13 protein-coding genes are annotated in these 13,571 nt (G+C 67.7%); 3 read left to right on the top strand and 10 right to left on the bottom strand.

Going from position 1 to position 13,571, the window contains the following annotated elements:
- Nucleotides 1-5: 5 nt before the first annotated feature.
- The 6 genes from E3O46_RS08835 to E3O46_RS08810 all read right to left on the bottom strand — a co-directional run bounded on the left by E3O46_RS08835 (nt 6) and on the right by E3O46_RS08810 (nt 5,689).
- Complete coding sequence (locus tag E3O46_RS08835; protein ID WP_134449305.1) at nt 6-704, bottom strand: IclR family transcriptional regulator; 699 nt, start codon at nt 702-704, stop codon at nt 6-8.
- A gap of 126 nt (nt 705-830) precedes the next feature.
- Nucleotides 831-2,021 carry an MFS transporter gene (locus E3O46_RS08830; protein WP_166787377.1) on the bottom strand — a complete coding sequence of 397 codons (1,191 nt, stop codon included), beginning with the start codon at nt 2,019-2,021 and terminating at the stop codon, nt 831-833.
- Entirely contained in the window at nt 2,012-3,307 is a 1,296-nt protein-coding gene (locus E3O46_RS08825) for an aminotransferase class III-fold pyridoxal phosphate-dependent enzyme (RefSeq protein ID WP_241985017.1), read from the bottom strand. Before E3O46_RS08825 ends, E3O46_RS08830 begins: the two co-directional genes overlap by 10 nt.
- Nucleotides 3,308-3,313: 6 nt before the next feature.
- Nucleotides 3,314-4,087 carry a hypothetical protein gene (locus tag E3O46_RS08820; protein ID WP_134449307.1) on the bottom strand — a complete coding sequence of 258 codons (774 nt, stop codon included), beginning with the start codon at nt 4,085-4,087 and terminating at the stop codon, nt 3,314-3,316.
- On the bottom strand, nt 4,077-4,841 hold the full coding sequence (locus E3O46_RS08815; protein WP_241987376.1) for a TetR/AcrR family transcriptional regulator: 765 nt from the start codon (nt 4,839-4,841) through the stop codon (nt 4,077-4,079). Before E3O46_RS08815 ends, E3O46_RS08820 begins: the two co-directional genes overlap by 11 nt.
- The gene (locus tag E3O46_RS08810) at nt 4,838-5,689 is read right to left on the bottom strand and encodes an SDR family NAD(P)-dependent oxidoreductase (protein WP_241987375.1); all 852 of its coding nucleotides are present in this window, start codon (nt 5,687-5,689) and stop codon (nt 4,838-4,840) included. Before E3O46_RS08810 ends, E3O46_RS08815 begins: the two co-directional genes overlap by 4 nt.
- Nucleotides 5,690-6,019: 330 nt before the next feature.
- Here E3O46_RS08810 and E3O46_RS08805 point away from each other — a divergent pair, with 330 nt between their 5' ends.
- Complete coding sequence (locus E3O46_RS08805) at nt 6,020-6,649, top strand: hypothetical protein (RefSeq protein WP_134561559.1); 630 nt, start codon at nt 6,020-6,022, stop codon at nt 6,647-6,649.
- Nucleotides 6,650-6,688: 39 nt separating this feature from the next.
- Here the strand turns inward: E3O46_RS08805 and E3O46_RS08800 are convergent, their stop codons facing one another.
- Genes E3O46_RS08800 through E3O46_RS08785 form a run of 4 tightly spaced genes read right to left on the bottom strand, consistent with a single transcriptional unit; the run spans nt 6,689 to nt 10,276 of the window.
- A complete protein-coding gene (locus E3O46_RS08800) occupies nt 6,689-7,636 on the bottom strand; it encodes an aminodeoxychorismate lyase (RefSeq protein WP_241987374.1) in 948 nt (315 codons plus the stop codon).
- Complete coding sequence (gene menC, locus E3O46_RS08795; protein ID WP_134449310.1) at nt 7,633-8,754, bottom strand: o-succinylbenzoate synthase; 1,122 nt, start codon at nt 8,752-8,754, stop codon at nt 7,633-7,635. The genes E3O46_RS08800 and menC overlap by 4 nt, the downstream gene beginning before the upstream one ends.
- A 44-nt stretch (nt 8,755-8,798) precedes the next feature.
- Complete coding sequence (locus E3O46_RS08790; RefSeq protein WP_134561558.1) at nt 8,799-9,440, bottom strand: MurR/RpiR family transcriptional regulator; 642 nt, start codon at nt 9,438-9,440, stop codon at nt 8,799-8,801.
- Nucleotides 9,437-10,276 (bottom strand): GNAT family N-acetyltransferase, encoded by an 840-nt coding sequence (locus tag E3O46_RS08785; RefSeq protein ID WP_134561557.1) that lies wholly within the window; start codon nt 10,274-10,276, stop codon nt 9,437-9,439. The genes E3O46_RS08790 and E3O46_RS08785 overlap by 4 nt, the downstream gene beginning before the upstream one ends.
- 256 nt (nt 10,277-10,532) lie before the next feature.
- Here E3O46_RS08785 and E3O46_RS08780 point away from each other — a divergent pair, with 256 nt between their 5' ends.
- A complete protein-coding gene (locus E3O46_RS08780; RefSeq protein ID WP_241987373.1) occupies nt 10,533-11,675 on the top strand; it encodes a M20/M25/M40 family metallo-hydrolase in 1,143 nt (380 codons plus the stop codon).
- A gap of 149 nt (nt 11,676-11,824) precedes the next feature.
- A complete protein-coding gene (locus E3O46_RS08775) occupies nt 11,825-13,450 on the top strand; it encodes an MFS transporter (RefSeq protein WP_134561555.1) in 1,626 nt (541 codons plus the stop codon).
- Nucleotides 13,451-13,571: the final 121 nt, after the last annotated feature.

Below are 13,571 nucleotides of genomic sequence, written 5' to 3'. Positions count from 1 at the left end.
GTTGGTTAGTCGGTTGGTTTTGTCTGATTCTGCGGCAGCGGGTCGGAACCCAGCCGTTCGGAGATCTCGCCGGCGACCCGGATGAGAAGGGCGCCGATGCGATCCAGTCCGGGATCGGTGACGCGGTAGTTCGGGATAACGACCGACACGGTTGCGACGATCTTGCCGACCGAGTGAACGGGCACGGCGATCGCAGTCGAGTCATGGTCTGCTCCGCTTCGGACGACGGTGAAACCCCGGGGACCGACAGCGCCGGCGAATGCCCTTCCGGCAGCCGTCGTCGAGCGGGGAATGACCCGGCCGACCCAGTTGGCGAGCTGGACCGGATGGGTCCCGTGCACGCCGGCCGCGTATAGCATGGTGTCCGAGGTCGACGGCAGGCCGAGGTAGGCGTTCTCGCTCGTGAGCTCGACGATCTCGTGCAGCTTCGGCTCCGCGACGGAGACGATGGTCTCCCGGGAGAGCGCCTGGGCGCCGAGCCGGATGGTGATGCTCCCTGGCCGGTAGTCGCCGCTGTCGTCCCGCGAGACGAACCCCGTGGTTTCAAGGGTCCGCAGGAGTCGGAGGGCGGTCGAGATCGACAGGTCGCTGCCGCGCGCGGCTTCGGTCAGGGACACGGCGCCGTGTTCGCACACGTAGGCGAGGAGGCCGAGTGCGCGTTCAACGGTCCGGGTGCCCGTGGATTCCGGAGCGTCCAGGCTCATGCCGCCGCCTTTCGAGAGAATCCGATCAACTGCGACCGGAGAATTTCCATCTAGTGACAACATGATTTCATTTTTTTACGCTCCGGACAAGGCCCGGCAGTTCCGCACGGGCAACTGTTGCCGTGCTCAGCCGGGCTGGGGTGCCTCGAGGGGGATGGCTTTCGGCTTGCGCAGGGCCCGGGTTGCGGGCAGGACCAGGACCAGGATCACGAGGGGGATCAGGAAGGCGATGCCGAAACCGGTCTGGTCGGCGACCACCCCGACGATGACGGTGCCGAGGATGGCGCCGGCGTAATTGAAGAGGTTCACCCTCGCGATGATCTCGTCGCTGCGGGACGGGAGGACGTCGCCGGCGGCCCCGAAGGACAGCGGGACGAGGGCCCCCGCGATCACGCCGGTGAGGGCGAAGCCGATGATCGCGCCTGCTTCGGTCGGAACCAGGGCGATCACCACGAATCCGATGCCGCCGAAGACGATGGCCGACGTTGCGATCACCGTGCGGGCGGTACGGCGGACGAGGTAGTCCACGCCGAGCCGTGAGATGAGCACGACGATCTGGTATGCGGCGTAACCGAGCGGCGCAGCCCAGGCCGCCGTATGGAGCGTGCCGCTGAGGTAGATGCTGCTCCAGGTGCTCACGGCGGAATCGGCGACGAACGCGGCGAGGATGAGCGCCCCGATCACGAAGACGGGCCAGCGCGGAATGCGGGTGGCGTCGCGGGCGTGCCCGGGCTTGCGGGCCGCATGACCCGTGTCGAGGAGCCGCCAGCCGGCGACGATGACGAGCACGTCGACCACTCCGACGATCGCGAGGACCGCCCCGGCGCCGGCCGGGGTCTCCACGAGCGCGACCATCAGGAATGCCCCCACGATCGCGGCGAGCGTGTAGGCGGCGAAGAACCGCCCCAGGAGGGGGCGGGGCCTGCCCCTCTGCACGAGGACGCCCTGCATCGCGCTCGAAGCATCCACCGCGCCCAGCCCGACGCCGTAGAGCAGTACGGCACCGATGTAGATCGGGGCCGGCTGTGCGGTCGCCATCATGAAGAACCCGACGGCCTGGGCGGCGAGCCCGCTGAGCAGCGCGGCCTTGCTGTTGCGGCGGATGGCGATCGCGTCGGCGAGGACCGATCCGCCCGCCGCGGCGAGCGAGACCCCGAGGAGAAGGAGGGCCACCATGGTCGCGTCGAGGGACTGGCGTGCCTGGATGGTGGGCAGGGAGGTCGCGATCACTGCGTACCCGAGTCCCTGCACGGCATAGGTCGACCCGACCGAGACCAGCTCCGCCCGTGGGACGGGGAGGTGCGGGCTCAGCTCCACAGCGGATGCCGCTTCCGGACGATTGAGAAGGCCTGCCTGGCTATATCGATCGTCATGTCCACGTCCGTTTCGGTGAGGGCGGCGTTGATGAAGTGGTTGTGGTGCGAGGTGATGAATACCCCGCGCTGCACGCATTCGGCGACCCATTCCTGGTGAAGCATGAGTGAGTCGTCGTCGGCGAGACGCAGGTAGAACAGGGCTGGTTCCCCCGAGGATACAAGGGTGAAGTCCTCGCCGTGTGCCGCCGCGACGAGACCCGTGGTCAACCGGGTGCCGAGCCGGGCGAACTGGGTGGGCGCGTCGATGCGGTGCAGCTTGGTGATCGTGGCGATCGCGGCGGCGAACGGCACGGCGCTCATCCAATAGCTGCCCGTGTATGTGATGCTGCTGACGGCGTCCTTAAGGAAGTCGCGGCCGCAGAGCGCGGACACGTTGTAACCGTTGGCGAGGGCCTTGCAGAAGCAGATCAGGTCGGCACTGAAGCCGTAGTAATGGTCGGAACCGGCCAGGTCGAGCCGGAAGCCGGCCCGGACGTCGTCGACGATGAGGACGACGCCATGCTCGTCGCAGAGCCGGCGAACGGCCTGCCAGTACCCCTCGGCCGGGAGCGCGTTGTCCACGAAGTTCCCGTGCATGTACGGCTGGGCGATCAGCCCGGCGATCTGGCCGGCATGCTGTTCGAGAGTCTGGCGCAAGGCCTCGATATCGTTGAACGGAATGGTCAGGTTGTTGGCGACATCCTCTTCGAGGACCCCGGGGTAGTCGAGCTTCTGCGACCAGGGTGCCACCCCGTGGTAGTAACCCTTCACGAAGATGATCTTCTTGCGGCGGGTCGCTGCGCGTGCCGTCATGATCGCGAGGGTCGTTGCGTCGCCGCCGTTCTTGGCGAAGAAGGCCCAGTCTGCGCTCGCGACCGTCTCGACGAGGAGTTCGGCGAGGTCGACCATGATCGTCGACGGGATCGAGACGACGTCCTCGAGTTCGGCCTGCCTGCGGGCGGCCGCGTGGACCTCGGCGTCGCCGTACCCGAGCACGTTGGGGCCGTAGCCGCACATGTAGTCGATGTATTCGTTGCCGTCGACGTCCCAGAACCGGCTTCCCTCCGCGCGGGAGGAGAAGAGCGGGAAGGAGGCCTGTGGGATGTAGCAGCCCTCCGAGGGGCCCTGGTGGCCGTAGATCCCCGACGGGATCACCTTCGTGGCCCGCGCGAAGGCGGCACGGCTGAGCGGGTATTCGAACGGCTTGATGGGATTCATGGGCGTGACGGGGGAGAGGGTGTCGGTCATGGCGGGCTACTTTCCGAGGTAGGAGCTGACGCGGTCGAGGATCCTGCTGGTGTTGTCGACGAGCGGGATCATCCCGCGCATCGCCATCCGACCGTCGCAGATGCAGGCGAGGGCGCTGTATCGCCCGCTGAGCACCCCGCCGGCGACATCGAGGTCCGCGAAGGTGAGCGCCGCACGGGGAGAACCGGTGGGTTCGGCATCGAGGCGGATGCTGCTGCCACGGACTGCCAGCCGGTAGCGGAGTCCCTCCCCGACTTCGATGTCCACGTCACCGTCGGGCATCTGCGCGACGCTGAACTGTCCGCTGCGGTCTTCGTTGCCGATGATCGTGATCGCCGTCGCGGCGACGTGCAGGGTGAGCAGGGCGTTGATCTCGGTGAAGCCCGCGTCGGCGAGGCGGTCGGGGGTCGGCTGCAGGTAGGAGCCGAGGAGGTTGCTGAGCGGCGTGAACACGGTGAGCAGGAAGCGCAGTCCGGCCGGTCCGGCGGCGGGAATCGGGCCGGCCGTTCCGTCGACGACGGCGTTGAGGTGCGCGGCCGAGCGGAAGACCAGCAGGGCGCGGGCGGCGCCCGGTGTGCGTCCCGGCGTGATCCCGTCCTGCGCGAAGCTGAGGTCGAGGCTGAGCCCGGCCGGTCCGCGGAAGCTCACCGCCACCGGGCGTTTCAGCTTGGCGAGGAGCGCCTGGGCATCGGGAGCGAGTTCGGCGAGCCGTGGTAGCGCGCCGAGTACCGCGTGCAGGTTGACCTGGGCGCGCACGTGGGGGTCGGTGTCAGTGAGCACGGGGGTCCTGTTCGGTGTTGTTGCCGGTGTTGTGGCCGGTGTTGTTGCGGGAGTTGTTGTCGTCACAGTCGAGATCGAGATCGAGATCGATGTCGAGGTGGATGCGAATCCGGATGTCGTCGCTCTCGTCATCACTCGGTTCGGTGGCTGCCTTGTCGGGCGCGGATGCGTGTCCCGCGAGCGACGCAGCGGCGAAGCCCGCGACGGACCTGGCGGCCTCGGTGTCGCGGTCCGCGAGCCAGGTCGACGTCATCCCGTCGACGATCGCGACGAGGTAACGCGCGAGTTGCTCGACAGGTACAGTCCAGGACTGCCCGGTGAGCTCGGTGACGCGGCGCAACGACTCCTTCGCCGACCGGTAGTAGACGTCGTACTGGGTGCGTGCCGCTTCGGCGGTCCCGGTGCGGGAGGCGTACAGGGCAAGTTCCGCGAGGGCGAGTTCACGGTGCGGGTTGGCCACGAGCCAGTCGATGTAGGCGTCGAGGCCGGCCCGGAGCACGGCCTTGACGCTGCGGTCCTGGTCGGTTCCCACGCTCGTGAACACGAGGAACTTCTGTTCCTCTGTGTTGGTGTCGATCACGGACGTGAGCAGATCGTCACGGGAGTCGAAGATGTAGTGGAAGGCGCCGAGCGGCATGCCAGCTTCGGCGACGATGGCACGGGTCGTTGCGGCCGTCAGCCCATCGCGGGCGATGACGCGCGTGGCCGCCGCGATGAGTTCGTCCCGACGCTGTGCGGGCGGGATGCGCCTCATCCGCGGGCTCCCGACGTGAGGCGTGCTGCGATGGCGAGGGAGATTCGCTGTGGCGCGAGGCTGGCCAGGCTCCCGGTGACCCGATTCCGGAACCCGACCGTGAGTGTCGGGCCGGAGTCAGGCCGGTCGAGGGAAGCGAATGCCGCGCGCACGACGGTGTCGATCGTCGCGACCGAGCCCACGGCGAATGCGTCGGAGCCTGCGGCCTCGAAGAACCCGGTCGCCGTCGGACCGGGGCACAGCGCCAGGACGGTGAGCCCGGTCCCGCGCTGTTCCTGCCACAGCGATTCGGTGAGGGAGGTCAGATACGACTTGGTCGCCGCATAGACGGCGATGCCCGGCAGTGGCTGGTGCGAGGCGGTGCTCGAGACATTGAGGAGGACGCCGCCCGGCGCCGACAGGAGCGCTGGCAGCAGCAACCGGCTCAGTATCGTCGGGGCCAGCGTGTTGACGATGATCTCGTCGGCGATCCGGCGGGAATCTTCGTGCACGAACGGCCCCGCTGTGCCGAAGCCCGCGCAGTTCACCAGAACCCGGATGGGGATTCCCAGAGCCTCGGCGGCCGCGACAATCCGATACGGGGCCTCGGGGTCCGACAGATCGTCTGGCACCACGAAGGCGTGCACGCCGGAGGATTCCTCCAACTCGGCGGCGAGGGCCTCCAGACGGTCCTTTCGCCGCGCGACCAGGGCGACGTCATACCCGCGCTCCGCCCATCGTCGGGCGAATTCGGCACCGAGACCGGAGCTGGCGCCCGTTACAACGGCGAGGTGCCCGAGCTTCTTCGGTGGTGCATCCTTCTGCGGAGACTTCTTCGTCGGCGACTTCTTCGGTAGTGACAGAGGCACGGGTACTCCCGGTTGCAAAGTTGGACGATTGACCAACTAGGCAAGATTTGCACGCTGACCAGGGAGGCGCAATGCCCGGGTAAGACGTTTTACACGCCGGTAACGTGGCGAAACATGCGCGCCACGTGATGCCCCAGGTCGCTTCCGTGCCGTCCTTGATGTCCGGGCCAGGTCGGTACGGTACGCTCGTGCCCCGCAGGAATCCACCCGTCGTTGGACCCGGCATCGGCTCAGTGCTTCCGCATATATTCGGCAGGTAGCGTCACCTCGGGTGCGGTCGGACCATCCGACCGATGCCACAGTCCAACCACGCTCGCGAAGGGAACCGTCGTGTCGCACTCCCGAGCCCGACGATCCACAACCGGGACTCGGACTCGGACTCGGACCCGGGGTCGCGGACTCGTCATCGCGGGCGTCGCGGTCGCAGTCTGTGTCGGACTGGGCTTCACCGGCTGGAACCTCGCCGGGTTCGGTGCGGGCGCCGCGGGGATCACCGTCACGTGTCCGACGGCCGACCCCGTCGACGTCGGCGCGATCACCGTGCCCGCCGGGCCCGTCGCCGGCTATTGCCAGGACCGCCTGGTCAACGCGGCCCACATCATGAATGCGGGGAGGGACCTCGGGATCGGGACGCACACCCAGACCGTCGGCGTGATGACCGCACTGGGCGAGTCGGGCCTGCGGGTCCTCGACTACGGCGACGCGGCAGGCGCCGACAGCCGCGGGCTGTTCCAGCAGCGCGACAACGGCGCCTGGGGAACACTGGCCGACCGGATGGATCCCTACGTCTCTGCGCAGAATTTCTTCACCAAGCTGACGAAGGTCGCCGGCTGGAAGGAGATGGAGCCGACACTGCTTGCCCACGCGGTCCAGGTCAACGCCGACCCCGAGCACTACGCGGCCTACTGGGCGCGGGCGGAGGACATCGTGGCAGCCCTCGCGATCCCCACGGCCCCGTGACGCACGGGGCCGCGAGGCCTGGGGCCGCACAGCACGGCCTCAGCTGCGGCGAGTGACCAGGTAGTCCAGCGCCGCGGTGTGGAGCTCGGCGTCGAAGCCGCGGGCGACCCCGTCGATCTCGACGATCGGCACGATCTGCCGCACGCTCGAGGCGAGCCAGACCGAGTCTGCGGCCTGCAGCTCGTCGGGAGTGACGGTGCGGTACTCGGTGGTCAGCCCGTTCGCCTCCGCGTACTCGAAGAAGGCGGCCTGTGCCGTGCCGGCCAGGATGCCCTGGTCGGTCGACGGCGTGACGAGGTGCCTGCCGAACTGCAGCACGGCTGTCGATGTCGGCCCTTCCAGGACGAACCCGTCGCTGCTGATGAAGATCACGTCGTCGGCTCCCCGGCGCTCCGCCTCGCGGTAGACCGACTTGTTCACCGCGTAGGAAAGGGTCTTCGCTCCCTGCAGCAACCACGGGGACGTCTGGGCGACATCGTGGCGGTAACCGCGGTCGAGGGTGACCACCTTCAGGCCGTGGGTGCGCGCCTCGGTGAAGTCGGGTTCCGGGTCGACGAAGACCCACCCCGTGCACCGGCCGGCGCCCTCGATGCCGCGGGTGAGCACGAGCTTGACCGACAGGCGCGGGTGGGTCGACGCTGCGATTCCCTGGCGGATGCCCTCGCGGTAGAGGTCGAGGCACGGAGCCGGCAGGTCGAGCAACCTTGCCGAATTGGCCAGACGGGCCAGGTGCGGCTCGAGGGCCTGGCCGAAACCGTCGATGGCGTCGAGCGTTTCGAAGATACCGTCGCCGCGGGTCACCGCGAGGTCGAGCACGGAGATCTGCGGGTCTGCCGGGTCGGCCCGACGGACCGAGGCCGCGAGCGCGGAGGCATCCGTTCCGGTCTGGGTCGGGTCGTCCAGCATGAACAGCACGCGGGGGTCCGCCCCGTCTGTGGGCGAGGCGTCCGCGTTCATCGCAACGGGATTCGTGTCTGCTGTGCTCATCGTTCTACTCCATAGTGCTCGTGGCTGATCGTGTTCTCGGAAATCCAGTCGGGCAGCACCGCGTAGCCGAGACCCGGCCCGGTGGGAACGGTCACCATGCCGTCGAGTGCGGTGACCGGGGGGTCGATGATGTCCTTCGCGTAATATTTCTCCGACGCCGACACATCGGACGGGTAGCTGAAGTTGGGCAGCGACGACAGGGCGACGTTGGCCGCGCGCCCGATGCCGAACTCGTGCATCCCGCCGCACCACACCGGGATGCCCGCATCCCTCGCGAGATCGTGTGCGGCGCGGGCAACGGTGAGACCGCCCATCCGTGACACCTTGATGTTCAGGATCCGGCCGGCGCCGAGGGCGATCATCGTGCCGATGTCGTCGAGGTCCACGACCCCCTCGTCGAGGCAGATCGGGGTCTCCAGGGTGGCCTGGAGCCTGGCATGGGCGACGAAATTGCGGGGTGCGTACGGCTGTTCGATCATGCTGAGGCCGAATTCGTCGAGACCGCGCATCAGGGCCGTGGTTTCGTCGGTATCCGCGTAGATCCCGTTCGCGTCGACATGGACGTCCTGCTTCGGGAAAGCGGCGCGTACCGCACGAACGGGACCGATGTCCCAGCCCGGCTTGATCTTGAGTTTCACCCGGCGGTATCCGGCGTCGACATGGCGGCTGACCTCGGTGAGCAGGGCGTCGATGGAGGATTCGATGCCGAGGGAGACGCCCGCTGCGACCTCGGCGCGGGTGCCGCCCAGTGCCACGGACAGCGGTTCGTCGCGCGCGCCGGAGTACAGGCTCCACGCGGCCATGTCGAAGCCGGCCTTGGCGAACTCGTGGCCGCGGATGCGTGCCCACGTCGTCGCCAGCTCGGCCGGCGTCTCCCACTCGTGCCCGATGATCGCGGGGACGATGTATTTCTTCGCGACGAGGAGCGCCGTGTCCACGGTCTCCGAGGAATAGAAGGGGTCGCTCGCCGAGGCGATCTCGCCCCAGCCGACCGCGCCGGATTCGTCGGTGAGGCGCACCACGATGTGGTCGAGGTGGCTCTTGCGGTGAGAACTCGTCTCGAAACCGTGCACAAGCGGCAACCGGGTGACAAACAGGGAAACGCCCACTACCTTCATCGTGCTCCTTCGATGCTGCGTTGGGTGCTGCGTTCGTCCATGGTTCACTCCACGTAACTGTTCAGGATCTGGTTCAGCTGCTCCCGCTCGGCGAACCTGCGCCGGGCTCCTTTGGCACTGGCAATACTCAAGGTACTCACCAGGTGGATGACGGCGGCGACCGCCGTGGGGGAGTCGGCGTACGAGGCGCTGCTGGTCGGCACGGTCACGGTTTCGGTGGCGAAGGCTGCGACCGGAGCATCGGGGGAGTCCGTGACGGCGATCACGGTTCCGCCGGCCGCGGCGAACCGTTCGGCGACGAGCACGCTCTGCCGCTGGTACCGGCGGAACGAGAACACAACGAGCACATCGGTCGGGCGGACGTCGCTGAGGACGTCGATCGAGCGGACGGCGGCTTCGTCGATGAGGAGCACCTGAGAGAGTCCTGCCGAGAGGTCCCAGGCGAACAGGGTCGCGTATGCGAATGACTTGCCCGCGCCGAGCACATACCGCCTGCGGGCGGCCACGATCCGGGCCGGCGCGCGAACGAGGGCATCGTCTTCCCCGAGGTGTGCGAAGGTCTCGGCAAGGTTCTTCTTTTCGCTCTCCACGATGCGCGCGCGCAAGACCGACGACGACGACCGCTTCTGCAGTCGTGCGGCGTACCGGTCCTCCGGGCTTGTGAGGGCCTCGTTCGCCTCTGTCAACGGGCTGCCTGGCGGATGCGCGGCGCGGCCTCCTGGGTGCTGGCCGCGACGAAGACGTATGCGGCGCTCGTGCCGTCGACCCGGACGCAGGATTCGGCGACGTAGCCGCGCTCGAACAACGCGGTGAAGGTTTCGGCCACGGCGGCTCTCAATGCCTGGACGATGACGGGGGCGAGCGTCTTCGCGGGACTGTCGGACGGGATCGGCACGTGGATGACGTCGCCGTCGCCCACCGGCCGACCCCAGTGCCGGGGCAGCGTCGTTCCCAGTGCTGTGGGGTCCACGACGGGGAAACTCGGGGGGATCGGCGCCGCGGCGCGGGGCGGCGTGGCCGACTCGGTACCGGTGGCGCCCGAGAGCGCCCAGTCGACGATCAGGCGGTCGGAGAACGGCTCGTCGTAGTAGTTCGCGGCGAAGCGCACTCCGCGGGCGCCGAGCACGTCGAGGTTGAAGTGGGCATTGCGGGCAAGGGTCGGGTCGAACGCCCAGCGCATCGAGGTGAGTCCCTCTGATCTCGCGATGATTGCCTGTTCCTGCTTGAGCAGGCGGCCCACTCCCTTGCCCTGCCAGGCGGGGTCGATGAACGCGGCCTGCGAGTACAGGTAGGGCGCCCCGGATTCGAAACCCACGAAGCCGTAGGCGAAACCGACGAGCTCGCCGGCGCCGTCCCGCGCGGCAACGGCCGCACCGCCGTTGCCCACGATTGCCGAGAGCAGCTTCGGGTTCAGGCTGTGATCGGCCGCGGTATAACCGAACACCCGGGTATACAGCTCGCTGGCGTGGCTGAACACGGCGCGTGACCGGGTGGATTTCACCGTGAGTTTCAGGTCACCCATGTTGTGTCGTTTCCCTGTCCTCGTCTTTTCGGAACACGATGTTCCAGAACCAATCTGACAATCATAAACAACTTATGTGTCGTATTCGTTTCGTAACTCTCAAGCAAATCCGCGAACTTGTCGAAGGATAGGTAACATATCTTCTACCTGTTCCGAGCCTGCCACCGCCTGAGGAGATGCCGTCATCACATCCACTGGACCCGTCATTCCGGACGCCTCCGCGCGGGCTCGTGCGCTGGCGACCCTCGAGGACTACGTGCTGCGCGAAACGCCGACCGGGGCGGGCACGGCCATCACGGCGCTCGCGGATGCGCTCGCCGCCCGCTATTCCGGACTCGGCGGCGCGGTGGTGCTGCACCCGACACCGGGAGGCCCCCACGTAGTCGCTGACTTCCCCGGGCGGGGCAGTGGCGTCGGCGCCGCTCCCGTTCTCCTGATCGGGCACTCCGACACGGTGTGGCCGGTCGGCACCCTCGCCGGCGACGTGCCGTGGACGAGCGATGGAATCCGCATCACCGGCCCAGGGGTCTACGACATGAAATCCGGCCTGGTGGTCATGGAAGAGGCCCTCGAGATGCTCCGCGCCCTGGGCGATGCCGACGCCGTGGACCACGTGCCGGTGCGGATCATCGTCACGGCAGACGAGGAAATCGGCTCCCCGACCTCTGGCGCGCTGCTCCTGGCCACGGCCGACGGCTGTTCTGCGGCGATCGGCTTCGAGTCGCCGCACCCCGACGGCGACCTCAAGGTCGGGCGTCTCGGCAGCACCCGCCTCGCTCTCGCCGTCTCCGGTGTTCCCGCCCACGCCGCCCTCGACCCCGAGAAGGGAGTCTCCGCGACGGAGGAGATCATCGACCAGTTGCTGCAGGTGCGCGACATCGCGGCCAGGGCCACGATCCGCGCCGAAGAACGCCCGGCCGCCAAGGTGCTCTACAACCTCGGTTCCATCACAGCACCTGGCCTGGCCAACGTCGTCGCGGACGACGCCGTGGCCGTGCTCGGCTTCCGCTTCTCCGATCCGGACATCGAAGGCGAAGTCCTCGACGAGATCGAGGCGCTGACTCCCGTCCGCCCGCGTGCGCAGGTGGCCGTCACCCGGCTGTCCTACCGCCCGGCCTGGCAGCCACGCGCCGCCGACCGGGCCCTGGCCGCCGTCATCTCGGGCTGCGACGCGGGGTTCGGCGACGGTGGTTCCGACAGGGCTCCGCTCGGCGCTCGTCCAGCGGCCGGCGCCGCGGACACCAACCTGCTCGGCGCATCCGCTCTCGGTATCGTCGACGGTTTCGGACCCCGCGGCGGCGGTGCGCACGCCCGCAGCGAGCACATCATCGTCGAGTCGCTCTGGGAGCGCATCCGCCTCCTCGCCGAGGTCCTCACCGTCATCCACCTGCCGCGCTGAGTAGTCTCGCCCGTCGCGGGTCGACGCGGCGGCCGATCGATCCTCTTTCGCGTGGTTCGGAGCGATGTCATACTCGCCTCGAACGGGGGTGCCGGAAACCGGTCGAATGAGGGGGCCAGCGGCGTTCGCGTCGGATTGCGGGTGGCTCGATGAGTAAGTGGACGGCAATCGCGGTCCTCGGCAGTGCGCAGTTCGTCATGGTGCTCGACAGCACCGTCATGAACGTGTCGATCTCGACGGTTGTCACAGACCTGGACACCACGGTCGCAGCGATGCAGAGCGCGATCACGTTCTACACCCTCACGATGGCGGCGGTCATGCTGCTCGGCGCAAAGCTCGGCGACATCTGGGGCCGGCGGCGCGCGTTCGTGATCGGTGCGGTCGTCTACTCGTGCGGTTCCCTGTTGACGGCACTGAGCCCGAATTTCGCGGTGCTCTTCCTCGGCTGGTCGGTCATCGAAGGACTCGGCGCCGTGCTGGTGATCCCGGCCATCGCAGCTCTCGTCGCGGAGAACTACCGGGACAGGGACCGCGTGACCGCGTACGCGATCATCGGTGCCGTGTCCGGGGCCGCGGTCGCGGCCGGCCCCCTGATCGGAGGCTACGTCACGACCTACCTGAACTGGCGCTACGTCTTCGTGTCCGAGGTCGTGATCATGATCGGCGTCGTCCTCACGGCGCGCCTCATCTCCGACAGCAGCAGGCCGAGCAGCACCCGAATCGACGTCCCGAGCGTCCTGCTCTCGGCGGCGGGCCTCGTCCTCGTCGTCTACGGGATGCTGCAGAGCAAGACCTGGGGGTGGATCCTCCCGAAACAGGCTCCCGAGATCAACGGGACCCCGATCGAGCCCCTGGGCCTGTCCCTCGTGCCCTACCTGATCCTGCTGGGCGTCTTCCTCCTCTGGCTGTTCACCGGTCGCCAACGGCGACTGGCCGAGACGGGCCGCGCCCCGCTCCTCGACGTCGGGATGTTCTCGATCACGCAGCTCCGGTCCGGGCTCTCCGTGCTCGGTGCGCAGTACGCGTTCACGGCCGGGGTGTTCTTCATGATCCCGATCTACCTGCAGATGACCCTGGGGCTCAACGCGCTGGAAACCGGGCTGAAGATCTTCCCGCTGTCGATCGCGCTCATCCTCTTTTCCGTGGTGGGCACCCGGTTGTCGACATTGTGGTCACCGCGCCGGATCGTGCGCGTCGGTCAGCTCGTCCTGGTGGGAAGCGCCGTATGCCTGCTCGGTTCCGTCTCCCTGGACCTGAAGAGCGTCGTGTTCGGCGTCGGGATGTTCACCGCGGGAGCTGCACTCGGGCTTCTCGCCTCGCAACTCGGAAACGTGAACATGTCCAGTGTCGGCGAGGAGAGGACGAGCGAGGTCGGCGGGCTTCAGGGCGTCTTCCAGAACCTCGGCTCGTCGCTCGGTACCGCTTTGATCGGATCGGTGCTGATCGCGTCGCTCTCGTCCTCGTTCCTGAGCTCCGTAGAGAGCAGCAGCCTTCCCGACTCCGTGAAATCCGCGGTCAGCACGCAGACAGAGGCCGGTGTCGCCATCGTTCCCGTCTCGAGTGTGGCCGGCATCGCGACGGACGCGGGACTGTCGAGCTCCGACAGTGCCGAGTTGACCAGGATCTACAGCGAATCACAGGTGTCCTCCCTGCGGGTGTCCTTCTTCGCGCTGGTCCTCTTCGCCCTCGGATCCCTGTTGTTCTCCAGGAACATTCCGAACCAGGCCGTCGAGAGGCGTCAGGGGAAGACCCGGGAGGCGCGGCAATCGCCGTGACCGGGCCCATTCCCGGCGGTGCCATTCCAGGCAGTGCCCATTCCAGAAACGGCCGAACGACAGTATTTTGTCAGCGACGAGGGCATCACACGGGTGTCCCGGTATCCGAGGGAAGACGGCT

Origin of the sequence: Cryobacterium glucosi, from assembly GCF_004402235.1 — a bacterium.
Lineage (GTDB): Bacteria > Actinomycetota > Actinomycetes > Actinomycetales > Microbacteriaceae > Cryobacterium > Cryobacterium glucosi.
The sequence above is the reverse complement of the archived record's forward strand: the minus strand, read 5'-3'. Positions and strand labels throughout refer to the sequence as shown.

Bases quoted from the DNA above. Each gene is read 5' to 3' on its own strand.
- E3O46_RS08785 (WP_134561557.1), bottom strand. From the start codon at position 10,276: ATGGGTGACCTGAAACTCACGGTGAAATCCACCCGGTCACGCGCCGTG.
- menC (WP_134449310.1), bottom strand. From the start codon at position 8,754: ATGAAGGTAGTGGGCGTTTCCCTGTTTGTCACCCGGTTGCCGCTTGTG.
- E3O46_RS08835 (WP_134449305.1), bottom strand. From the start codon at position 704: ATGAGCCTGGACGCTCCGGAATCCACGGGCACCCGGACCGTTGAACGC.
- E3O46_RS08800 (WP_241987374.1), bottom strand. From the start codon at position 7,636: ATGAGCACAGCAGACACGAATCCCGTTGCGATGAACGCGGACGCCTCG.
- E3O46_RS08815 (WP_241987376.1), bottom strand. From the start codon at position 4,841: ATGAGGCGCATCCCGCCCGCACAGCGTCGGGACGAACTCATCGCGGCG.
- E3O46_RS08775 (WP_134561555.1), top strand. From the start codon at position 11,825: ATGAGTAAGTGGACGGCAATCGCGGTCCTCGGCAGTGCGCAGTTCGTC.
- E3O46_RS08825 (WP_241985017.1), bottom strand. From the start codon at position 3,307: ATGACCGACACCCTCTCCCCCGTCACGCCCATGAATCCCATCAAGCCG.